Raw genomic sequence first — 22013 nt, 5'->3', positions numbered from 1 at the left:
GCGAACATTCCGATCGAACGTTTGTCGGGACAGGCCGAACTGTTGGTGGAACGTCTTAGGCAAATCGATGCGATGATCGCGGAGTTGCAGAATGAGTTGCCCGACGACACGGTGCGACATCTACAGAACTTTCGACAGTTCCTCGATGAAACCGCGGTGCGTATCGATGAAGCGAGTGAAACCTTGCGGCTCGATCGCAATCCGGATGTCGAAGGCAATTTCCGAGACGCGATGCGTCGGCACGGCGATGCGATGTCCGGCCGACATTTCGGTTTTCTTGTCCACGCGAGCACATACCACCGAATCGCGGGATCGGTACGTGAACTCGCCAATCCTCGTTGGCAACCCAACGCGGAGTTCGGCCAGTTGTCCGAGCGTGCGGATCAACGGAACGAGCAGTTTGTCGCTGCACGCGATCGGTTGTTGCAGGGTTATGACGACGTGATGGCGTGGGAAAAGTTGCGGCGAGATTCGATCGTTGAGATGGCCGCCGATGCGAGACTCGTTCAAAAGGCGGTCGAGCATGTGACGCAGGACGAAACGCCGGATCAGAGACCGTCCCACGACAATGAATTGTTCGCACGAGTCAAAGAGGCCGCCGGGATGTTGTATTCGGGCGGACGCGCGATCCGGTTGATGCGACAACTGCAAGACATGATCGACCGGGAACGGCACAGCACCGATGAAGCCGATCTGCGAGTGCAGCAGGCGGTTCGTTTGTCGCACTACCAAATGGCAGGCGAGGGTCCACTGCAGTACCTTCTCGATCGGCATCGTGGCAATGATCGGTTTGAGAAGTTGCGGGCGACGCGATGGGCGGATGACTACACGATCGCACGCCAACGCATGACACGTCGGCTCCATCAGGATGATCCGATGGTTTCGGCGGCTGATCCGGTGCAACGCATGGTTGACGTTTGTCGTGACGCCATGCCAGTGATCGAGGCGTCCATGCGGGACGCTCGCGAGATGTTGAGGTCGTTGTTGCCGAGCGTCGCGGAGTTGGCTCGCAAGGCTGCCGCGGAATCGCGTCGTGAGAACGCGGAAGATCGTTTGGATCAGTTGCACGATGACGTGCAGCGTGTCGCTGAGAGTCTCGTCGATCGAGCGAACCGTGCCGATTTGACGGACGACAACGAACGCGAGTTGGCGGTGGATGCGGATGCGGCGGTGCGAGAAATCCAGCGGCGGATGGAAGCGGTGGTTTCATCGAACGAAGAACGTGAATCGGAAGCCGACCGCGATGTGTCGGACGCTCTTTCTTCGCTCGCCAGAACGCTCGAGCGGACCGCGGATCACTTCGAGGCGGCCGACGCCGGTGAGGATCTCGATCGGACCCGTGAGGCACTGCGAGAGAACCTCGGCAACGAAGGCGATGGCAGTGAATCTGACGAAGCTGTGGAGGCAAATCCTGAGGCGCTTGACGATGCAAGAGACGAAGTCGAATCGGCTGAGCAGCTCGCTCGTTCGGATCCGAAGGAGTTGCTGCGGCGACTCGAAGAGCGATTGCAACGCGACCCGCCGATGCAGGATCGTCTCGAGGAGATCGGCGAGCGGACGGTGGCGGATGTTGAAAACGCGGTTCGGGCGGTTGCCGAACAAGAAGCCGATCTGCAACGGCAACTCGAGCGATCGGATTCAGATTTTGTCGAGCGAAAACGTGCGGTTCGTGAGCGATTGGATTCGATCGTGGATCAGGCTCGGTCCGTGGAAGGGCAATGGCTCGCCACGGCCGAGAATGCGAGTTTTCGGGCGAGGGACCAACGTCTCTTTGATCGCGTTGGTGACGTTCGCGAGGAATTGCAGGACGCGATCGAGCAGGTCGAGCAGACGCAGAAACGTGAGTTGTTGATGCGGGAGATCGGCGAGGAGGTTGAACGTTTGAGGTCGGCGATCGAGCAAGCCGCAAACGATAGCGAGGAAACGATCGCTGCCGCGGAGGGAGTCAGCGAGGAGGCGTTGTATACGACCGACCGGGAACGCCAACAGGCCGCGAAAGATTCCGAGTCGGTGGAGCGGCGGATGCTCAACGAGTGGGTGAAATCGCTCGATCGAGATGCACGTCAATGGCGTCAACGCCAAGAGCAGGCAACGCGGCGGATGCAACAGAATCGCAACGAGCAACGCAGCGCGGAGAACCAGCTTCGAAAAGCCGAGAAACAACTTGCTGCCAACCCAGACCAACAATGGGCGCGGGACAACGTGGAGACCAGCCAGACGCGAGTCGATCAGGCCAAACGTGCGGTGAACGCCGCAGATAGAACGCGTCAAGAAGCGGTCGCCGGCCAGCAGGAAGCAAAGCAACTCGCAAACGAAGCGCGGAAGCATTCGGTAGGTGAGTTCGATTCGAAAAATCCGGCCGCGGAATTGGTGGCTCGCGCAGCGGAGAGGTCACGCATCGAACTCGAGCGGTTGGCCGAAGGGCTCGAGGAGGTTTCGGCGCGGCTCGGTGACCAAGCCGTACCTGTCCCGCCACTGCAGGCAGTTCGTTCCATCGCCAAAGAACAACAGCAGGCTCGCGATGCGGTGAGGCAGGCGGCGGACGATTTGGAACGTGCCGCACGGCATGAAGATCGGCTCGGCGAGAACGCGGGCGCGGAATCGCTCCGCGAAGTCGCCCAGCGTTTGAATCAGGTCGCGGATTCGACGATGCGAGAGGCTCTCGAAAGCATGCGGGATGCGGTGGCCGATGATTCTGAAAGCTCCACCGACCGACCGAGTCGAGGCAACGTTGGCGACCAACTCGCGGAGGCTGCCGAGCGTCTTGCCGAGCAAGCCGAAACGATCGCCGGTATCTCTCGTCAGCCCGATTCCGGTTCTACGCCCAGTGACGCGCCCCATCAAGAGCCAAACGGTGCACCGGAGAACCAGGGCACTCTCGATCAAGCGGATCAATCGGAAAAGCTCGCCCGAACGCTTGATGAACTCGATCGTCAACTCAATCAGCGCGGGCCTTCTGCCACGGAGGTTGCGGGCGAATCAAACGGCGATCCCTCCGGTGACTCGGGGCAGCAGATGCAACGAGCCGGGCAGGCATCGTCGACGTTGCAGCGTACCGCATCGCAGGCGGCGAGGAAACTGGCTGAGCAGCGACAGCAAGCACTGAGCCAAGTCGCATCGGCGGGCCAGCAAACGGATGGCAGGGACGGCAACCGGAATCCGTCAGACCAAGCCGGGCAACGTGGAGACCGGGCAAACCCCGATAGTGCCAATCGTCGCGAATCTTCTTCGCGATCGAGTGAGCGTGATAGCAGCGGAGACGACTCCAATCGGGGACAGGAGCAAGGGGACCTCTCGGGCAATCAGTCAGGGAATTCGATCGAGTTGCCCGGTGGTGGGCTGTTGTCGCTCGACGGGGAACTGCGGTCCGACGATCAGTGGGGGAATTTGCGTGAACGCAAGAGTGACAACGTGATCCAGGATCGAAAGACGCCGATCCCGCTGTCGTATCGGTCTGCGGTCGAGGCGTACTTTCAGGCCATCGCGGCGGAGGCAGCACGGGGTGCGCGTTCGATGCAAGGATCGGAGGTTCCCGGTGAACAATAAAGGGTCACGCAGGCGTTTCTTACGCGGTGCCGGTTCGTTTGCATGTTCCGTGGCGTCATTGGTGGCGATTGAACGGGCGATGCGAAGTCGCGCGGCGGCACAGGATCTCCAGGGGATATATCTGCCCGATGCGGTCGATCGCGCCGTGCAGCGAGGCGTTGATTCCCTGTTGCGTTTTCAGAATGAGGATGGATCGATCACGGACCGTCGTCACGCGACCGCGATGACATCGCTCGCGATCATGGCACTCGCTTCGGTCGGTGTGGTGTCGGGAGAGGATTCGCCGAGAGGGCGGGCGATGGAACGTGCCATCGAGTATGTGCTGCACCCGCGAAATCAAACGGACGGCTATTTCGGGCGGCGTGACGGTTCGAGGATGTATGGGCACGGAATTGCGACATTGATGCTGACGGAAGTTCTCGGCATGGGGTCATCGATCGCACAGAACGGTCGCATTCATGATGCTCTCGATCCGGCGATCAAACTGATCTTGAAATCGCAAACTGTGAACAAGCCAAAAAGTTTGCAAGGCGGATGGCGATACACTCCCGATGCAAGAGATTCTGACTTGTCGGTGTCGGTATGGCAGGTCATGGCGTTGCGGTCAGCGAAGAACGACGGGTTGGACGTACCGTCGGACGCGATCGATCGGGCGGTCGCTTACCTGGTGAACTCCTACACGACTCCGCTCGACGATCGAGGCATTCCGGAGGAACCGGTTGGCGGTTTCGCGTACACGCCCGGCACACGGCGGCCATCGTTCAGTATGACGGCGGCGGGGTTGTTAGCGATGCAAACGTGCGGTCGATACGAATCGCCGTTGGTTTCCGGTGCCGCGAAATGGTTGCTCGAGCATCCGCCAAAGACTCAGGATCGGTTTTTCTTTTACGGGATGTATTACTACGCCCAGGGCATGCACCAGGTAGGTGGCGAGGCGGCAGAGACCGCCAACCGGTTGACGACCGAACTGTTGCTGCGTCTGCAATCTCGTGCTGGGCACTGGTTGAACGCGGAGGGGGAGGAACACAACATCGGGATCGTTTATGCGACCACGCTCGCCGTGTTGAGTTTGAGCGTTCGTTATCACTATCTGCCCATCTATCAGCGGTAGATTCCCGTCGTCAGATGGTGAAAACGCCTGTGGGAGCTTGAGACGTTATTCAGTCGGGACGGTTGTAACGATTGGCTTGATTGCGTGTGGCGTGGGTGGTCACGCGGATTGGAAAATCTTGGGGTTTTTTGCGCACGGCACTTGATCGCGTTCCATGTTTGTGGTGGACGCACCGCTTCCATGCGTAGCGTTCCAGTCCGGCCACGAGATAGTGTTGGTCCGGGTTGTTCCTTTTCAAAATAAAAATCAACCCAGCTTGGGAATAACAACATGACTCGTATTAACACTAACGTTTCGTCTTTGGTTGCACAGAACCGACTGCAAACGAGCAACAACGATTTGCAAACCTCGTTGACGCGTCTTTCGACCGGTTTGCGGATCAACTCGGGAAGTGACGATCCGGCCGGTTTGCTCGCTAGTGAAGCTCTCCGAAGCGAAATCACCGGATTGACCAAGTCGATTAGCAACACGCAGCGTGCCAGCCAAATCATCAGCACCGCCGACAGTGCTCTCGGCCAGGTCAGCAACCTGCTCAACGACATCAAAGGCCTCGTTGTCGAAGCGGGCAACTCGGGTGCACTGAGCGATGACGAAATCGCTGCTAACCAGTTGCAGATCGACTCCTCCCTCGAAGCGATCAACCGGATCGCTCAAACCACGACGTTCCAAGGTCGTAAGTTGCTCGACGGTTCGCAAGACTTCGTCAGCACCGTCGGTAGCGTTTCGAGCGTGAAAGATGCTTCGATCGACCAAGCCAAACTCGGCAAGACCGGAAAGATCGACGTCAGCGTTGACATCACCTCGGCCGCAGAGAAAGCCAGCGTTTCGATCAGCAGCGACGCGTTCAACGCAGCCGACATTGATCCAGAGGCGACCAACAATGTCGCCACCAAGACGATCGATATCTCGGTTGGTGGCGAAACCGTGACGATCACGGGCAACGCCGACTTCGCGAGCTTGACGATCACCGAAGACAACGCCCTCGGCGGTACTGCAACGGCAGTGAACACCGCCGGTGCGATCGAAATCACTTTCGACGGTGACTCCAACCCATCGGCCGTCAGCGACGTGTTGACCGCCTTGAACAACATCGAAGGCATTGTCGCGACCAGCGACGGAGACGGGACCGGTACCGTTGTTACCGGCGACGCAGCGGTATCCGCCAACACCGCGGACGGAACGGACGTTGGTTTGAAAGTCACCGGTGACGGTCTTGACGACATCACCATCAACTACACCGCCGGAACCGACGCCGACGTGGTTGCTGATTTTGATGAAGACACCAACACGCTCACCGTCGCGTTGGGAACGACGACCTCGAACAACTCGCTGAGCAACATCAAGTCGAAGATCGACGCACTCGATGACCTGTCGAGCGAAATCGTCGACGACGCCGGCGACGCATTGACCGGTTTTGACGACCTGACCGTTTCGGCCACCGATCTTCCTGACGAGGCGACTGGAACCGCAACGAAGGCTGGATTGAAAGACGACCTCGTCTTCCAACTCAACGGAGCCGACGGTGCAGAAACATTCAACTTCGGTGCGGGTACATCGCTCGAACAAATCAAGTCGGCCATCAACCTGGTCAGCGATTCGACCGGCGTGAGTGCAGAAGGTACGACCGAGCTGACGCTCAGCAGCGACGCCTACGGCAGCGATGCTCTCGTCAACGTCGACGTCATCAGCGAAGGCGACGACGGTGCGTTCGAAACCAGCCTGTCGGCAACGCGTGCAACGGGTGTCGACATCAAAGCGAGCATCAATGGTGTCGAAGCGAGCGGCCAAGGGAACAGCTTCTCGATCAACACCGCGACGCTCGACCTCGCGTTGACCGTGGACGAAGGAAGCTCGACTGACTTCACGTTCAGCATCACCGGTGGTGGGGCAACCTTCCAACTCGGCCCTGGTGTGAACAGCCAACAACAGGCTAGTCTCGGTATCGGCAGTGTTTCGACCGGTCAGCTCGGTGGCGTTTCGGGACGTCTTTATGAGCTCGGCAGCGGTCAAGCGAAGAGCCTCACGAGCGACGTCAGCGGTGCCGCCGACGTGATCAACGAAGTGATCAGCAAGGTTGCTCAAACTCGTGGTCGATTGGGTTCGTTCCAATCGACGACGCTCGAAAGTAACCTGGTCTCGCTCAACGAAACCAAAGCGAACCTGCAAGAAGCAGAGAGCACGATCCGCGACGCTGACTTCGCTCAAGAATCGGCCAACCTGACTCGTGCACAGATCCTCGTTCAATCGGGAACGAACGTTCTGTCGCTCGCCAACCAAAACCCGCAGAACGTTCTCTCGCTTCTGCGATAATTGGGAATTGATCCGGAGGTTTCTCCGGTTCAGTGAATGGTTTGCCAGCCACCATAAGGCTGGCACTTTTGGGTGGTTCCGTCTGTAAGGATGATATCGCTCAAGATTGTCCGGGGGGACAACATTGCAATGAGCTCGAGTCCTTGGGGTGCGATTATTCGTGCCCCAAGGATTCTTGTGTGCATGGCTGAGTCAAAATGACGACGCTTGATGGGCCTCCCCGATCCTCCATCGAGCCACACCCATCGTCGACAGTGGACGTCGTCTAAATGACTCGCATCAACAGCAATGTATCCTCCCTGGTTGCTCGCACGCGTCTTCAAACCAGCAACGCGGATCTGCAACAATCTCTCACCCGCCTATCGACTGGCCTGCGGATCAACCGCGGCAGCGACGATCCGGCGGGTTTGCTAGCCAGTGAAGCTCTTCGCAGTGAGATCACCGGGCTGACCAAAGCAATCAGCAACTCGACCCGCACGAGTCAGATCATCAGCACGGCCGACAGTGCGCTCGGCCAGGTCAGCAATCTGCTCAACGACGTGCGAGGGCTCGTTAACGAAGCCGGCAGTACGGGCGGATTGAGCGATGAGGAAATCGCGGCGAACCAACTGCAGATTGACTCTTCTCTCGAAGCGATCAACCGCATCGCACAGACGACGACGTTCCAAGGACGCAAACTGCTCGACGGCTCGCAGGACTTTGTGAGTAATATTAGCAATGTCGCGAGCGTTGAAGATGTTTCGATCAGTCAAGCACAACTAGGTCGAACCGGAAAGCTCGACGTTAGCGTGGACATTGAAGCGGCTGCAGAGAAGGCGAGCGTGACGATCGATGACGCCGCATTCGGTGCCGTTGATGATAATGCCGCGACCGAAGCGAGGTTTGATTTCAATACTTACACCTACGAAGCCAACGGGAGCCAGTTGGTGATCGCGGGGAACTTTACATCCGTTGAGGTCATTGATGATCCCGGATTGAACGGAGTCGCGACCGCCTCGGTTACCGATGGTAAGTTGACGCTAACCTTTGATTCGGGTGAGTCCAGTAGCAACCAAGCTTTGTGGCGATTACGTTCCGCTATCGATGGAAGCACCGATTTGGGGGCAAAGGTTGTCGGCGACGATACCGTTTCGGCGGTGGCTCTTGCTGAAACGCCTACAACGGGAACAACGCAAGCACAATTCAATGTTGCCCGAAGCGATGATGGAAACCTCAATATTGTTTATGAAGAGTCCGGGGGGACGTTTTCGAACGCTAGCTACGACGAGGCGACCGAAACCCTCACCGTTGGCGTTGGTTCGGACCAAGTCAGCGGCGACCTTCTCTCCTTGAAGGGAACAATCGAAGGGGTGGTTGTGCCAGGGAATCCGTTTACATTTGAAGTTGAAATTCTGGATGAAAATGGCGATCCCGCGGGGACAGACATCTCATATGCCTATGTTCCCGCTGACGAGCTCAACCAAGACGTCACCAACTTCACGGCCGCGTTGAAAGACGACTTGGTCTTCCAGCTCAACGGAATCAACGGAGCGGAAACGTTTCAGTTTGGTGCTGGGACGACACCTGAACAGATCGCGGCCGCTGTCAATTTGGTGAGCGACTCCACCGGAGTGGTGGCGTCGACCGACGGTGGTTTGCAGTTCACGAGCACCGACTACGGCAGCGAGGCGCTGATCAGTGTGGATGTGATCGACGAAGGGGAAGACGGTTCTTTCGCGAGCAACCTATCCGCCACCCGCGTCAACGGCAAAGACATCCAGGCTCGAATCAATGGTGTGGAGGCAAACGGGCGAGGCAATGAGTTTTCGATCAACACGTCGAGTTTGAGTTTGAATTTGTCGGTAGCCGCAGGCAGTACCACGGATTTTGACTTCAGCATTACCGGTGGCGGGACGACGTTTCAGCTCGGTCCCGGCGTCAACAGCCAACAGCAGGCGAGGCTCGGAATCGGAAGTGTGTCGACCGGGCAACTCGGCGGCGTGTCGGGGCGACTTTACGAACTCGGTAGCGGCCAAGCGAAAAACCTCAGCGTGGATGTCGCTGGGGCGGCCAAGGTGATCAACGAGGTGATCAGCAAGGTCGCCGAGACACGCGGTCGTTTGGGATCGTTCCAGTCGACGACGTTGGCGAGCAATCTGGTGTCGCTCAATGAAACCAAAGCGAATTTGCAGGAGGCGGAAAGCTCCGTCCGCGACGCTGATTTCGCACAGGAGTCGGCGAACCTGACGCGTGCTCAGATCCTGGTGCAATCGGGAACGAACGTACTATCGCTCGCCAATCAAAACCCACAAAACGTTCTATCGCTCCTGCGTTGATCACCGATTTGGTAGTGGATCTTGTTAAAGATCCTGTGGGTAGCTGAAATTTGGGTGCCCCGCGGGGACTAGCCGACGGAAGCGGGCACGTGCTTGTGAGCCGAATGTGCGTGAGCACTCGGGTTTGTAGGTGTTGGGGTTGGAATGTTGTTGCGGCGTTTCCACCCGAGGCCTTACGGCCGTTCGGCTCACTTTGTTGGGGGTGGGACTTGGTGAACCTGATGTTCGTTTTGATTCTCGTTCAAGCGGGAAGCGACTTGTTATCGCTTGTCAATCGAAAACAACGAACGATTGGTCGTCGCTGTGTCGGTGGTGGCAGGCTGTCGCCGATTGAGAAATTGGTATCATTTTCGCGGTGTCCTCCACGGCCAATCCTCCCCATTTGAACTTTGATGGAATTCAACATGAGTCAATCCGATCCGACGCCCGCCGAAACTTCGCATGAGCTGCCAAGTGGTTTTCGATACGCGGGGGCTACCGGTGGGATCAAAGCCAGTGGTAAACCAGACGTCTCTTTGATCGTCAGTGACGAACCTTGTGTCGCCGCCACGGTGACGACGACCAACCAAGTCTTCGCCGCACCCGTTCAGATTTGTCGAGATCGTTCGCCTCGATCGACTTGCCGTGCGGTGATCACCAACAGCGGTAACGCGAACGCGTGCACTGGCAAAGAAGGTTATGAGGACGCGGTGACGATGTGCGAACGGGTCGCGTCGATGATCGGGTGCGACGCCGAGGATGTTCTGGTGATGAGCACGGGAGTGATCGGGCATCGACTGCCGATGGACAAAGTCGAGCGTGGGATCGAGCTCGCCGGTGAAGCGTTGGGAGACAGCGAGCGGCACTTTCTCGCCGCGGCTGATGCGATCTGCACGACCGACCAATTCCGCAAAACCGCTTCGGCGAATTTCGAAGCGGGCGGAAAAACTTACCGCGTTGCCGCGATGTGCAAAGGCGCCGGCATGATCGCACCCAACATGGCCACGATGCTCGGCGTGGTCGTTACCGATTATCCGCTGACGAGCGAATCGGCACAGACATCACTGAAGCGAATTGTCGAACGGACGTTCAACCGAGTCAGTGTCGACGGGCACACGAGCACGAACGACACGGTCGTGCTACTGAGCAGTGAAGTGGCAACTGAAAACGCATCGGATGACGAAAACGCGGTGTTTGTCGACGCCGCCACCGAAGTCAGTTTGAAGCTAGCGAAGATGTTGGTCGCCGACGGCGAGGGAGCGGTCCGGTTCTTCGAAGTCGCTGTTGATGGGGCGGAGAACGATGAGGATGCGTTTGAGATCGCCAAATGTGTCGCGGCGAGTCCGCTGGTGAAGACCGCGATTCAGGGCGGTGATCCCAACTGGGGACGTATCGTGTCAGCAGCCGGGTACGCGGGGCCGAAGATCGAAGTCGAGAAGACATCGCTGTCGATCGAAGGGCACTTTGTCTATCGCGATGGCGCACCGCTAAAGTTCGACGCCGCAGAATTGAGCGGGCTGATGAAGCAATCCGCCGAGGTGAAGTTGCATTTGGTCGTCGGCGAGGGGGGCGGAACATCGCAGTATTGGTCGAGTGATCTGACCGAGGACTATGTGCGTTTCAATTCGTTGTACACGACCTAGTGTTCCGGCACGGCTTGGTTTCCGGGTAGCGAACTCGCCAACGGGCGGTTGATTTAATAGCCCGATGCGCTAGCGAGGGATCGCCGTAAACACTCGCTTGCGCGTCGGGCAAATAATCTGTCGTGGGACTCGGGGTTTCCTATTAGATCAACAGTCCGCCGAGGGTTGCGGGTGGCTCGTGTAACGCCGAAAGTCTTGGGTACTTTCGCTACGGCTGGTTCGATGGGGATGGATCTGTGGATGGATCCATTACGGGGAGCGCATAAAAAAACGCGGCGAGGTTTCTCGCCGCGTTTGATCTTTGGATGGAATCCGACGTCGATTACTCGCTGTCGCTGTCTTTTTCCATTTCGGTCTCAGCGCCCTTCGGCGTGTTGTCGTCGTACTTGGCTTCCGGGATCGCATCGGTGTCGCGAGTAGGAATGACCTCGTGATAGATAGCGAATTCGTCGTTTTCCGATTCCGCTTCCTTCTCGACTTTTTCTTCCGTCACGTTCGCTGCACCGGAGATCATTTCGATCACTTTGCGTTCGACGATCTGGTTGCGAAGAGCATCCATTTGTCCCGATTTTTCGTATCGAGCTCGGATCTTTCGAGGCGAAGAATCGCTTTGCTCGGCGATCAGTTGGATTTCGGTTTCGAATTCTTCTGGCAACGCGTCGACTTCTTCGTTTTCCGCGATTTGTTCGAGGATGAAGTGTTCACGCAGCGAGGCTTCGGTGCCGGCTTGCATGTTTTGACGGTTGGCGTTGACGAAGCGACGGATCATGTCTTCGTCGAAACCGCTGCGACGGAACTCCATGACCTTCCGGTCGAGTTCTCGTTTCATTTGTCGGCGAACCAACGATGGCGGCAACTCGAATTCCGACGATGCGAGCAATTGGGAAACGATTTCGTTCCGCATTGCTTGTTCGGTTCGGAAGTTGGCTTGTCGTTCGAGTGACGATCGGACGAAGTCACGCAGTTCGTCTTCCGATTCGAACTCGCCGAGTTCGTCGAGGAATTCGCCAGTGAGCTTCGGCAGTTCGAGCTTGAGGACTTCGACGACCGTGAATTCGGCATCGACTTCTTTGCCCTTGAGTTCTTCGTCTTCTTGCCCGTCGCTCAGTTTGACTTTGCCGGTGATGACATCGCCTTCTTTTGCGCCGGTCATCATTTCGCCGAACGATTCGCAGATCGCATCGGAGAGGCTCAGGCGGTTAGCAACGGTGACACGTTCTTCGTCCATTTCGGACAGTTTCTTGTCACCGTCTTTGAAGACCGCGGTAACGAGAACTTTGTCGCCGAGTTCGGCCGGTTCTTCGCTGGCTTCGAGCGACGCGTAACGTGAGAGAACGCGTTCGAGGGCTTGGTCGACGTCTTTGTCGTTGACTTCCTCAACCGGTTTCTTAAGTTCGAGGCCCTTCCAGTTCGGAGTTTCGAATTCAGGGCGGACTTCGATTTTGAATTGGAATTTGAACGGGCCGTCTTCGGGCAGTTCAATCGATTCGTATTCGAAGTCTGGTTCGCCGATGGCGGAGAACTCAGCCTTCTCGGTCACTTGGCTGAGGCTGTCCATCAACAGCGAGCCTTTGACGCGTTCTTCGATTCGGTCCTTGAATTGTTTTTCGACCAATTTGCGAGGGGCACGACCGGCTCGGAAACCAGGAACCTGTGCTTCTGGGACGAGTTCGTCGTAGGCGTCTTTGAGATAACGTTCGACTTCGCCACGCGGGATGGAAACGACCACTTCACGCAAACATGCGTGCGGTTTTTCCACGGTGACTTCCAGTTGCAACGGAGCCTTGTCGGGCGACGCGTCGGTCGCGATGGTGTCAGTGTCGACGGACGTGGACATCCTGTATTCTTACTTATGCCAGAGGAGGGCGTCCCAAAATCGCAGGGGCCGCCGCGGGACGGGGAATCTGTTGAGGCTCGGAGGGGCGACATCGTCGGCGTTGCCTCCTAAGCAATCCGGCAAGTGTAATGCCCGATCCGCAGAGAAGGCAAGCCGACAGCCGAAAAGTTAGGTGTCTTCGATTGGGAAGAAGCCGGAACGAAACCCGGCGAGATGGTGTGCCCATTGGGGGCCAAAAAACGAGCCCGTCAGAAAAATCATGTGAGCTTCAAAAAAAGATGCTCAGACGGTCTTGTCACCTCGGCGAGCGAACTTATACTCTAGCCCACACACGACGGGAGCGAGTCACTTGGGTGAGCAGCAAGCCTCACTAGTCGACATCGCACCGAAATGTTTCTCGCGGCTGTAGCTCAGTTGGCAGAGCATCACGTTGCCAACGTGATTGTCGTCGGTTCGAATCCGATCAGCCGCTCTTCGACTCTTTCTGAGTCGGATTTGAAGAAAGCCACCAAGCAATTTTGTGCGGTGGCTTTTTTTATGCGCCGACGATATCGGGGTTGGGGCGCCCACGTAGCTCGGTCTTTCCAAGACCGAGACTAACCGTTGTGTTGGGGTTGGTTTGTTTTGGTGTGGGGACAAACGGCCGGGCCTTTGGCCCTCTGTTTTTTGTGCGGGCCATGATCGCAGGCCGTTGGCCTGGGCTAGATAAACGGTTGGCCTTTTGGGCCGTGGTGGATCTAGGATTCGGCGGGTTGGGGCCGTGTGGATTCGGGCGGTGGTGGTTTGCGGGGCGTTTTGTGGGTGGCGCGGTTGGGGATTTTTCATTGTCCGCCTCGGAGATGCGGACCTATGTGGCTGTCCGCCTCTGAGATGCGGACCTGCGTGGCTGTCCGCCTCGGAGATGCGGACCTACGTGTTTTTGCCTTGGGGATGCGGGGGCTGCTTGTTTAGGACCATTTCAGGAAGCGGGTGAGTAGTTTGATTCCTGGTTCGGTTAGGAAGCTCTCGGGGTGGAACTGCCAGCCTTCCATTGGGTATTCGCGGTGGCGTACGCCCATGATTTGTCGTTCGCCGCCGGTGTCGGTCCACGCGCTGACGATCAATTCGTCGGGCAGCTGGGGGGATCAATGACCAATGAGTGATAGCGTGTCGCGGTGAAGGGATTGGCGAGGCCCGCAAACAACCCTTGATCGTCGTGAACGATGCCATCGGTTTTTCCGTGCATCAATTGGGGAGCACGCACGATCGTTGCCCCGAAGGCTTGTCCGATCGATTGGTGGCCGAGGCAAACGCCGAGGATCGGGATCTTTCCGGCGAAGTGTTTCACGCACTCGACGCTGACGCCGGCTTCGTTGGGAGTGCACGGGCCTGGAGAAACCAGCAAGCGTTCCGGAGAAAGTTCTTCGATTTTTTCTACCGTGAGGTCGTCATTTCGGATCACCCGGACGTCAACATTGCGATCGATCTCGCCAAGGCGTTGCACCAGGTTGTAGGTGAATGAGTCGTAGTTATCGATGACCAGCAACATGGATGGATCCGGCGAACGGGTTTTCAAATGTCAAGATGAAATCGGCGAAGAATAGCGGAAAGGATATTCTTCCCGAGTCAAGACGTAAACGCTCTTTAGACTTCCGCGTGACTCCGCCTATAATTGGGGCGAGCGGCAAGGTTGGTTCGATTGTTACGAAACGAATCTTCGTTTGGCTCCGTATATGTTAACTCACCCTCGCGTCATCGGTGTTTCCTAACCCGATGTTCCAGCTCGGCTCGACCGAAACGGACGCACTGTTTTCGCAAGATGCAGCGGGGTGAGTGTTTCGTTCAATTGTTTTCCTTTGTCTCATGGACCCCTCGACGTGATTTCGGTTCGCCCAAAAGTCGCTGAACTCGCATTTCGTTTGTTCAGCCGACCGATCCATCCCGAGTTGATCGTCGTGCATCAGTCGCGACGTATCCAACGTGGGAATTACGACGCCAAGGTGGACATCACAAATTGTGGTCACGTCGTCACGTTCAATGGTGCGAAGTCGACTCTCTGTGAAGTCGCGACGAGTTCGGGACAACCTCTGCCAACCCGGCGTTGTTTGATTCAGCAATCGCTCAAAGGCAGTCGCACGGAAGAGGCGACCTGTCAAAGTGGTCTGGAGTACCGCACCCACTTCCAACTCGAAACCGTTGCGGCGGAAATGTTCTGGATGGTCGGGCAACAACTCGGCAAAGGACCAACCGAAGGTCTGTTGCACCGTTTCGATTCGAGCGGCCGGATGGCTCTCGGGGCGATCAGTTATGTGAACATCGAAACGCGTCAGAATTCGATGTTGATCCAGGCGATTCACACTTTCCCGGACGACTACGCGATCGTGAAAGTCGAATCGTTGTTCAGTCTGCCCGAGTAAGCCCGGTTGGCTGATCCGACTGAGTGGCTAGGCATCGCTGATCGTTTGGTCGGCGTGATCGATTTGAAAGCCGGCAAAGCGGTTCATGCCGTCGCCGGAAAACGAAACGAATACCAACCCGTTTCACTCGTCAATGAGGCGGCGAACTCTGCGCCGGACTCGCCTTTCCCGCCGGACGCAGCGCACGTTCGAGCATCCGACGGTGATCCCGCGGCGCTCGTGCGTTGGTATCGTCGGTTCGGTATCACACGGTTCTATGTTGCCGATCTTGATTCGTTGACGGACGGTGAGGTGCAACGCGAGTCGATCGAACGGCTAATCAAAGATGCCTCAAATGACAGTGACGCGTTGCAACCTGACCGGTGGTTAATCGACGTTGGGCTTCGCAAGGACGTGATCGCGCGGCACTCGAAATGGCTGACGTCGAATCGGTTCTTCGCCTCTTCTGATGCTGCGAGCGTGCAGTGGATCGTTGCCAGCGAGTCGGCTGAGTCGGTCGACGTCATTGACACGGCGAGCCGTCACTGCGACCCGGGCGGTTTGATTCTCGGTGTCGACTTTCGCGACGGGAGGTTCATCGGCCCCGACAAAGCAAGCGAGCCCGCGGGTGTGGATGCTTGGATGAGTCGAGCGAAGGAAGCGGGCATCAATCGTGCGTTGCTGATCGACGTGTCGGCCGTGGGGACCGGGCGGTCGGACGCATCGGTGTCGACGCTGCGTGGCGTCGCTGAGCGGCATCCCGGTTGGCGATGGATTTCGGGCGGTGGTTGCCGTCAAACGAAGGATGTCGATGCCTACGTTTGTGCGGGATGCGACGAGGTTTTGATCGCGTCGGCGCTGCTGCCGAAACTGCAACCCTGTACTTAGGGGGGGCGGTAATGCGGATTTTGAGCAGTGTGAGAAGTCGGCTGAATTTTTTTCAAGATTCCGACGCTCACTGGACAAAAGCGACCTAGGTTTCAGTAGGTCGAGGGACAACAAACCTCGCCCCACGACGAAGTCATTCCATGGGTTCTGCGTCGGAATCAAAAAAGGAACAGGCACGTCGTTTTAACATTCGGTCTTGTTTGTGCCCCCCTGAAACCTTTCACCAAGAAGTTCTCAACATGAAACGCAATAAGAAAAACGGTTTTTCGCTTTTGGAAGTGATCGCTGCTGTTGTTATCCTCGCCGTCGTTGCTGCTGCGACTGTCGCTACGGTTGCTCCGATGCGTCAGAAGAGCGAAGACAAACTCGCGATTCAAGACGTCGCATCGCTCAACGCAATGTCGCAAACGTACTACCTCGAAAAAGGCTACTTCCCGTCGAGCATCGCCTACTTGGTGCGTGAAGGCTACATCGCCAACACTACCGATTCGGAAAAGACTCGCTACAAGAAGCTCGCGAAGTACACCTACGACAAAGCGACCGGAACGTTCTCGATTCCGACTCCGTAGTTTGTTGGGCAGTCGTTCTGACTGTCGAGCAGATACCGAGCAGTCATCCTGACTGTTCGCTCCACGCACAGAACATCGTTGCCTCAGCGGCCTGACCGCCGTTGAGCACGACCTGCAGCGTCGGGACGAAGGCGAACGTCGTTTTGCGATTGTTGGTCACATTTTGAGAATCAGACAAAGGAGGTCTTCGGGCCTCCTTCTTTTTTTGATAGCGTCCGCCGAATAGATGAACACACCGTGCTGAGTGTTCGGTGCTGAGTTTTCAGTGCGAGTCCGTCATTGCGGAAACTTGTCATACTTCCCATCTCCTCCTTTATGCAAAGCAGATCGATGAAGCGAAACGGCGTCACGCTGCTGGAGGTGTTGATGGTGGTGATGATTTCTACCGCAACGCTATCGATCGCGAGTCTTTCTTGGACGTCAATGAATCGTACGATTCTTGCCCGTCCTGGGGTGATGGACGATGCCGATGAAGTCATGCGTTGTCTTCGTTTGGCGCGGGAGACGGCGGTCATGTCGCAGTGCGATGTGGATGTCCGTCACGTAACTCTCGTGCACCCGTCCACCAACATGAAACGGGTGGCGATTGAGATGCGAGTGCAGCCGAGCCCGTTCCGTCCGGTTTATGATTCCAACGATGTCGGCGTGTTTGGTGCCGAGGTAAAGTCCGGTACGAACTGGATGGTTGATCCCATTTGGCTCGGCGAATCGACGACCGTCAAAAGCAGTTCGTCAACGATCACGTTTCGACCCGACGGAACGCCCAGCCGTGACACGAAATGGCAGGTAACGACCAATACGTCCGTGGCGACCGCGGTGGCCTATTCGGCAACCGGAGAAATTGAATTGGTGGTGTCACCATGAGTTGTCGTTGGAAACAAACCATATCGCTTCGCTCATCCGCACGCCGCGCGGGAGCGTCGTTGATCGACGTCGCCGTCGGAGCAGCGGTCCTGTCGATCATGTTGATCCCGGCGATGAAAATGATGGGCGAATCGTCAACTCGGATCGCTCACGTCGGGTTGCAGGATGCATTGCTGTTCGAAGCGGAACGAGCCATCGAGACGACCAAAATGTCGTTGTGCGATGTGACCGCGTTTGACAGCGCGTCCGGGACGATCGATACGGCGGTTTCGGATAACCCGATCACTGAAGGCAGGGCACAAGTTGAGTTTGTTGCCGATCCGGATATCGCAGGTTTGCTGACGATCATCGCGACGGCGTACCAGGACACGAACGGAAATCGACGCCCCGATTCGGGCGAGCCGCAAGAGGTCCTTCAGACACAGTGGAGTCGTCCGTGATGTCTGCTGCCCACCCAATATTTTTCGGTATGCCGGGCAATCGTCGAGTCATTCGTCGGCCCATCCATCGGGGCGTGTCGTTAATCGAGACGGTTGCCTGCGTGATGATCGTGGTTGCGATGGCGACGTCGATCATTGGTGTGATGCAGGGATCCATCCGAGTCGCCGCTGCATCGCGTGGTGTCGTCGGTGCTCCTGCGGAAGCTCGCCAGACGCTGCGTTTTTTGGCGAACCGTTTCCGTGCGTTTCATGAGGTCGAAGGGATTGTTAGCATCGACAAGTCGTCGATCCAGTGCACCGGAAACACCTACAAATTTGACGAGCGAAAGTCCGACTCCGGACTCGGGAAGGACCTCTACCTCGTTGATGATGCGGGGAACGAGACGTTGTGCGTGAGCGAGTCCCTCGAGACGTTTGAATACGAACCCATCACGGTCGCGGGCATTGTCGTGGGCGTCGAGTTGCGGTTGCACCTGAAGAAATCCGGTGATGAGTTCGCGACGTTGCGACCGATCGACCGGGAAGCAAAAACAATCACGCGGGTCTGTCTCGTGCCTCAATTCGCGGTGGTGCCATGAGAGTAATTCACCGATTATCGAAACAGTCGGCATCGCGTTTGTCCCGAAGGCCCCGCCGGGGTTCGGCGATCCTGTTGTGCTTTTTGGCAATGGCGGTCGTTTCGGTCGCGTCGATCACGATCGCGCGTTCGCATCGAAGGCTGAACATCCGACGTTCGGTAACGCAGAGCAGTGTGCAAGGTCGCTTGATCGCCGAAGGTTTGACCCAGCGGCAGATCGCTTATCAGCGGACCCATCCGTCTCTCGTGGTTGCTCCGGTCGACAAGACGTTGTCGAAGATCAACGGTTTCGAAGACGCGCAGGCGAGAGTCGTCGCGTTGGACGTGCCGCAGCAAACGATTGAGATGGAGGTGTCTCTGTACTCAGGGGCTCCACCGATTCGACGTCGCGGCATTCGATACGCTCCGCTGCCGTAGCGCAGTTCTGCCAAACGGAACGTCGGCGCATTTCGAAACCTGACGTGCCCGATCTCGGCTATCTGCCGAACAGTTTGCGTAGGGTTTGATCGGCCGCGGTTCGCGGGTCCGACGCGCCGCTGAGTCGTGCCGACGCAGGCAGGCTGATCGGTTGCCGCTTCTTAGTCGGATCGAACGCCGGTTGTTCGGGTTCCGCCTTCTCTGGTGCCGGCGACGCCTCATTTAATTGCGGCTTGTTGGGCTTTTCGGGTTTGGCTGCGGATGGGGCAGCGTTGTTTGCCTCGGATGGAAAATCACGCGGGATAGATTTGGTTTCGGTGATCTCACCACTGGGCAGATCCAACGCTTCGGCGATCGCGTCGAGTTCGTTGAGCACGGTTCTAGGGGCAGATGCCTTGGCGTCGTCGACGACCTTTGGTTCGTCCGGGATGCTCTCGCCCGAGAGAGCGTCTTTGACAAGGAAGCGGAACTTCCATCGGCCGATTTGCAATTTGTCGCGATGGCGAAGTTCGACTGGCTTCTTACTTGCGATCCGCTGACGGTTCACTTTCGTGCCGTTGCGGCTGCTGAGATCGTAGACGAACAACTGAGTCTTCGTGCGGACGAGGACGCAGTGTTGACGGCTGACGTCCGGGCTCGCGAGATGGACGTGGCACTTTTCGCTGCGTCCGATCACCGTTTTGCCTTCTTCGATATGAATTACTTCGCCGCGTTCGTCTCCGTTGCGGTGCACCAACTGATAATCGAAGACATCGAGAAAACTCATTCTGGGTAGTCCTTCCTCGTGACGAAGCCTCTTCGCAGCGGGACGTCGCGTGCGAGATCCATGTCGCACCCGTCGGCCGTCCGAGCGGGTAGTGGAAGTCGGCATGATACCGATTCGCTTTTTTTGAATCGGTTGAGAAGGATTCAGGAAGCGTTAGAGTTTGGTTAAGTAAAAAAGTAGCCGGCAGAGGGGCGGTAATTGATCGCTGCCTTTGCCACGCTGTCGATTTCGTTACCGCAATCGAACGCTTAAATGAGTTGATTCAGCATCGCGGTGGCCAAGCCGAGCACGAGGAAAAAGCCGCACATGTCGGTCACGGTGGTCAGCAGCGGACCGCTGGCGACGGCGGGGTCGAAACCGAAACGTTTCAGCACCAACGGCACGGTGCCGCCGATGGAGACCGCCACGATCGTGTTCGCGAACAAGGCGAGCCCGACGACGAGACCGAGGTACGGGTTGCCGTCCCAGACCACGGCGACGATCGCAACGAGCAGCCCCAACGCCGCACCGTTAATCAAACCCACCGAGACCTCTTTCAACCAAACGCGGAGCATTTCAGTCGGGCGGATGAGGCCGAGGGAGAGTTCCCGCATGCTGACCGCGACGGCTTGGTTGCCGCTGCAGCCGCTCATGTCGCTGATGATGGGGAGGAAGACCGCCAACGCGATCACTTTTTCGAGCGTGTCTTGATAGATCGCAATCACGGCAGCGGCGCCGATGTTGAGCAGAATGTTGATGCTCAGCCAGCTCAGCCGACGCCGGGCACGAAGGAATAGAGGCATCGTTCGGAGTTCTTCACCGCCGATGATCCCTTGGCTTTTGAGGAAGTCATTTTCGGCGGCCCGCGTCGCTTCGTAGTCGACAGCGTTTCGGTGCACGACGCCGAGCAGTTTACCTTCGGCATCAACAACGGGGACACCCAAGAAGTGATGGGTTTCAAAGAAGTCGATCAGGTCGTCCAGTGGTGTGTCGTCACGCAGGGACAACGGGTCGGCGATCATGATGTCGGCGACCGGATCGCTGCGACGCGCAAAGAGCAGGTTTCGCATCGGCAGAACGCCGACGAGTCGGTTTTCCGCGTCGGTCAGGTAGGCGTACTGGACGTCATAGTCGCGGAACTCGTCTGCGTTTTCCGATAGGGTGCTGATGACGTCGGCGACTTTGGTTGAGTAGTCGAACCGCAGGATTTCTCGGACGAGCAAACCGCCGGCGACGTCGTCGCTGTATGCGGTCAATTTGCGAACCGCGTCGGCTTCCTCATGCGGCAGGGCTTCGAGAATCGCGGAGACCTGTTTGGCATCGAGGTCGCCGAGCAAGTCGGCTTGCTCGTCACTGGGCATCTCGTGCACGATCGCCGCGGCGTCTTCGGCGGGCAGCGTCTCAACGATGTCGGCTGCTTGGCTCTCGCTCAGGTGGCGCAGCAGTTCAGCGGCGTCTTCCCCCGCGAGCGATGTCAAAACGGTCTGCAAGTGGGCTTCGTCGGTTCGGCTCAACGCGAGTGCTTGGTCGCCGACCGAAAGACTCTCGAGGTACGTCGTGAGTGACTCGGTGTCTCCGGCATCGGCGAGCTCCTCGAGCCGTTCCCACGGCCGATCGGTCTCTTGGGAGATTTCGATCGTGTTGGTGTCCGATGCGGAGATGGGTTCACTCATAGATGACTCGTGCTGGATGGATGCCGCGTGTGGCGGTTTACTTCTGCGCCGCGTTTGAAAATGTTATCGTCAATTGCGGATAGGTCGAGTCGAGAAATGTCAGAACATCAGTGACGATGACGAAAAGGACGATAGGTGATCCCAATGGCGGAGGTGAGAAAAATCTTTCGATATCGAGGTGACGTGCAGGGCGTGGGGTTCCGCGTCAACGCGATTCAGCAGGCCAAAGGGTTGGCGATCGCGGGGTTTGTCAGAAACGAGCCCGACGGAGACGTGACGATGGACGTGCAGGGCAGCGCAGCGGACGTCAAGGAACTCGAAAAGCGGGTGGCGTCGTCGATGGAGCGAAAAATCAACGAAACGTTGGTGGACGTTCGCGACCCGTTGCCCGATCGGACCGGTTTTAAGATCCGGCATTGAGGGAGTGAGAGCTTGGCTGCGAGTCGTGGAAGTCGCGTCCTGTCTATTCCTGCTCTTGTCTATTTTCCCTAGCCTAGTGGTTCCTAGCCTAGTGGTTCGCCGCGATTTGGTTTTCGGATGGAACTGTAGTGGATGACGCAAGGAATCCGTCTGCGTGTCTAGCGCATCAAGGACTCGTCGCCTCGTCCACTACCCGAAAATCAAGTTGTCGTGACGTGATCGTGGTGCGTCAAAGGCTCGTTTTAGGGTAGGGAAAGTCGCCAAGAGTTTCGGCCGGCGCCCGTGATTCGCCGAAAGTCTTGGC

16 protein-coding genes, 1 tRNA gene and 2 pseudogenes are annotated in these 22013 nt (G+C 57.3%); 14 read left to right on the top strand and 5 right to left on the bottom strand.

The genetic code is table 11. The features are described 5' to 3' along the window. The 5 genes and pseudogenes from RSSM_RS33990 to argJ form a co-directional block, all read left to right on the top strand. Window positions 1–3546, top strand: a pseudogene (locus RSSM_RS33990) (hypothetical protein); the annotation flags it as partial. Between the two features lie 79 nt (window positions 3547–3625). Beyond that, window positions 3626–4657, top strand: a complete 1032-nt coding sequence (locus tag RSSM_RS27030) for a hypothetical protein (RefSeq protein WP_236621423.1) — start codon at window positions 3626–3628, stop codon at window positions 4655–4657. Window positions 4658–4927: 270 nt separating this feature from the next. Next, complete coding sequence (locus RSSM_RS27020; RefSeq protein WP_008687227.1) at window positions 4928–6967, top strand: flagellin N-terminal helical domain-containing protein; 2040 nt, start codon at window positions 4928–4930, stop codon at window positions 6965–6967. Between the two features lie 269 nt (window positions 6968–7236). Next, window positions 7237–9282 carry a flagellin gene (locus RSSM_RS27015; protein ID WP_008687225.1) on the top strand — a complete coding sequence of 682 codons (2046 nt, stop codon included), beginning with the start codon at window positions 7237–7239 and terminating at the stop codon, window positions 9280–9282. A 404-nt stretch (window positions 9283–9686) separates the two neighbouring features. Next, window positions 9687–10904 carry a bifunctional glutamate N-acetyltransferase/amino-acid acetyltransferase ArgJ gene (gene argJ, locus RSSM_RS27010; protein ID WP_144060154.1) on the top strand — a complete coding sequence of 406 codons (1218 nt, stop codon included), beginning with the start codon at window positions 9687–9689 and terminating at the stop codon, window positions 10902–10904. Window positions 10905–11226: 322 nt separating this feature from the next. Here argJ and tig read toward each other — a convergent pair whose 3' ends face one another. Next, window positions 11227–12741: a trigger factor gene (gene tig, locus RSSM_RS27005; RefSeq protein ID WP_008687218.1), complete on the bottom strand. Its 1515-nt coding sequence runs from the start codon at window positions 12739–12741 to the stop codon at window positions 11227–11229. A 399-nt stretch (window positions 12742–13140) separates the two neighbouring features. Here tig and RSSM_RS27000 point away from each other — a divergent pair. Continuing rightward, a tRNA-Gly gene (locus RSSM_RS27000) sits at window positions 13141–13213 on the top strand. Window positions 13214–13688: 475 nt separating this feature from the next. On the opposite strand, the pseudogene RSSM_RS26990 reads toward RSSM_RS27000, so the two are convergent. After that, window positions 13689–14269, bottom strand: a pseudogene (locus RSSM_RS26990) (anthranilate synthase component II). Between the two features lie 307 nt (window positions 14270–14576). On the opposite strand from RSSM_RS26990, the gene RSSM_RS26985 reads away from it, so the two are divergent. From RSSM_RS26985 to RSSM_RS26975, 3 genes are all read left to right on the top strand, one after another. Then, complete coding sequence (locus tag RSSM_RS26985) at window positions 14577–15137, top strand: DUF2617 family protein (protein ID WP_236621422.1); 561 nt, start codon at window positions 14577–14579, stop codon at window positions 15135–15137. Between the two features lie 6 nt (window positions 15138–15143). After that, the gene (locus RSSM_RS26980; protein WP_008687210.1) at window positions 15144–16004 is read left to right on the top strand and encodes a HisA/HisF-related TIM barrel protein; all 861 of its coding nucleotides are present in this window, start codon (window positions 15144–15146) and stop codon (window positions 16002–16004) included. A 239-nt stretch (window positions 16005–16243) separates the two neighbouring features. After that, window positions 16244–16573, top strand: coding sequence for a prepilin-type N-terminal cleavage/methylation domain-containing protein (locus RSSM_RS26975; RefSeq protein ID WP_044303774.1), 330 nt, complete (start codon window positions 16244–16246; stop codon window positions 16571–16573). Between the two features lie 43 nt (window positions 16574–16616). Here RSSM_RS26975 and RSSM_RS35265 read toward each other — a convergent pair whose 3' ends face one another. Continuing rightward, the gene (locus RSSM_RS35265; RefSeq protein WP_261340268.1) at window positions 16617–16751 is read right to left on the bottom strand and encodes a hypothetical protein; all 135 of its coding nucleotides are present in this window, start codon (window positions 16749–16751) and stop codon (window positions 16617–16619) included. A gap of 152 nt (window positions 16752–16903) precedes the next feature. On the opposite strand from RSSM_RS35265, the gene RSSM_RS26970 reads away from it, so the two are divergent. From RSSM_RS26970 to RSSM_RS26955, 4 genes are all read left to right on the top strand, one after another. After that, window positions 16904–17437, top strand: a complete 534-nt coding sequence (locus RSSM_RS26970) for a pilus assembly FimT family protein (protein WP_144060153.1) — start codon at window positions 16904–16906, stop codon at window positions 17435–17437. Continuing rightward, entirely contained in the window at window positions 17434–17877 is a 444-nt protein-coding gene (locus RSSM_RS26965) for a hypothetical protein (RefSeq protein WP_008687203.1), read from the top strand. Before RSSM_RS26970 ends, RSSM_RS26965 begins: the two co-directional genes overlap by 4 nt. Window positions 17878–17951: 74 nt before the next feature. After that, the gene (locus tag RSSM_RS26960; RefSeq protein WP_008687202.1) at window positions 17952–18455 is read left to right on the top strand and encodes a hypothetical protein; all 504 of its coding nucleotides are present in this window, start codon (window positions 17952–17954) and stop codon (window positions 18453–18455) included. Further along, window positions 18452–18871 (top strand): hypothetical protein, encoded by a 420-nt coding sequence (locus RSSM_RS26955; protein ID WP_144060152.1) that lies wholly within the window; start codon window positions 18452–18454, stop codon window positions 18869–18871. Before RSSM_RS26960 ends, RSSM_RS26955 begins: the two co-directional genes overlap by 4 nt. A 58-nt stretch (window positions 18872–18929) precedes the next feature. Here the strand turns inward: RSSM_RS26955 and RSSM_RS26950 are convergent, their stop codons facing one another. Together RSSM_RS26950 and mgtE are read right to left on the bottom strand one after the other, a co-directional pair. Beyond that, window positions 18930–19637 (bottom strand): FHA domain-containing protein, encoded by a 708-nt coding sequence (locus tag RSSM_RS26950; RefSeq protein WP_008687197.1) that lies wholly within the window; start codon window positions 19635–19637, stop codon window positions 18930–18932. 248 nt (window positions 19638–19885) lie between these two features. Beyond that, window positions 19886–21289, bottom strand: coding sequence for a magnesium transporter (gene mgtE, locus RSSM_RS26945; RefSeq protein ID WP_008687195.1), 1404 nt, complete (start codon window positions 21287–21289; stop codon window positions 19886–19888). 144 nt (window positions 21290–21433) lie between these two features. On the opposite strand from mgtE, the gene RSSM_RS26940 reads away from it, so the two are divergent. Continuing rightward, on the top strand, window positions 21434–21709 hold the full coding sequence (locus tag RSSM_RS26940; RefSeq protein WP_008687193.1) for an acylphosphatase: 276 nt from the start codon (window positions 21434–21436) through the stop codon (window positions 21707–21709). Window positions 21710–22013: the final 304 nt, after the last annotated feature.

It is taken from the genome of Aporhodopirellula sallentina SM41 (genome assembly GCF_000346505.1).
Lineage (GTDB): Bacteria > Planctomycetota > Planctomycetia > Pirellulales > Pirellulaceae > Rhodopirellula > Rhodopirellula sallentina.
The sequence above is the reverse complement of the archived record's forward strand: the minus strand, read 5'-3'. Positions and strand labels throughout refer to the sequence as shown.

Excerpts from the sequence above, each read along its gene's own strand:
- RSSM_RS26955 (WP_144060152.1), top strand. The coding sequence starts at position 18,452 with ATGAGAGTAATTCACCGATTATCGAAACAGTCGGCATCGCGTTTGTCC.
- mgtE (WP_008687195.1), bottom strand. The coding sequence starts at position 21,289 with ATGAGTGAACCCATCTCCGCATCGGACACCAACACGATCGAAATCTCC.
- tig (WP_008687218.1), bottom strand. The coding sequence starts at position 12,741 with ATGTCCACGTCCGTCGACACTGACACCATCGCGACCGACGCGTCGCCC.
- RSSM_RS26970 (WP_144060153.1), top strand. The coding sequence starts at position 16,904 with ATGAAGCGAAACGGCGTCACGCTGCTGGAGGTGTTGATGGTGGTGATG.
- RSSM_RS26965 (WP_008687203.1), top strand. The coding sequence starts at position 17,434 with ATGAGTTGTCGTTGGAAACAAACCATATCGCTTCGCTCATCCGCACGC.
- RSSM_RS26940 (WP_008687193.1), top strand. The coding sequence starts at position 21,434 with ATGGCGGAGGTGAGAAAAATCTTTCGATATCGAGGTGACGTGCAGGGC.
- argJ (WP_144060154.1), top strand. The coding sequence starts at position 9,687 with ATGAGTCAATCCGATCCGACGCCCGCCGAAACTTCGCATGAGCTGCCA.
- RSSM_RS26950 (WP_008687197.1), bottom strand. The coding sequence starts at position 19,637 with ATGAGTTTTCTCGATGTCTTCGATTATCAGTTGGTGCACCGCAACGGA.
- RSSM_RS27030 (WP_236621423.1), top strand. The coding sequence starts at position 3,626 with ATGCGAAGTCGCGCGGCGGCACAGGATCTCCAGGGGATATATCTGCCC.
- RSSM_RS27020 (WP_008687227.1), top strand. The coding sequence starts at position 4,928 with ATGACTCGTATTAACACTAACGTTTCGTCTTTGGTTGCACAGAACCGA.
- RSSM_RS27015 (WP_008687225.1), top strand. The coding sequence starts at position 7,237 with ATGACTCGCATCAACAGCAATGTATCCTCCCTGGTTGCTCGCACGCGT.
- RSSM_RS26975 (WP_044303774.1), top strand. The coding sequence starts at position 16,244 with ATGAAACGCAATAAGAAAAACGGTTTTTCGCTTTTGGAAGTGATCGCT.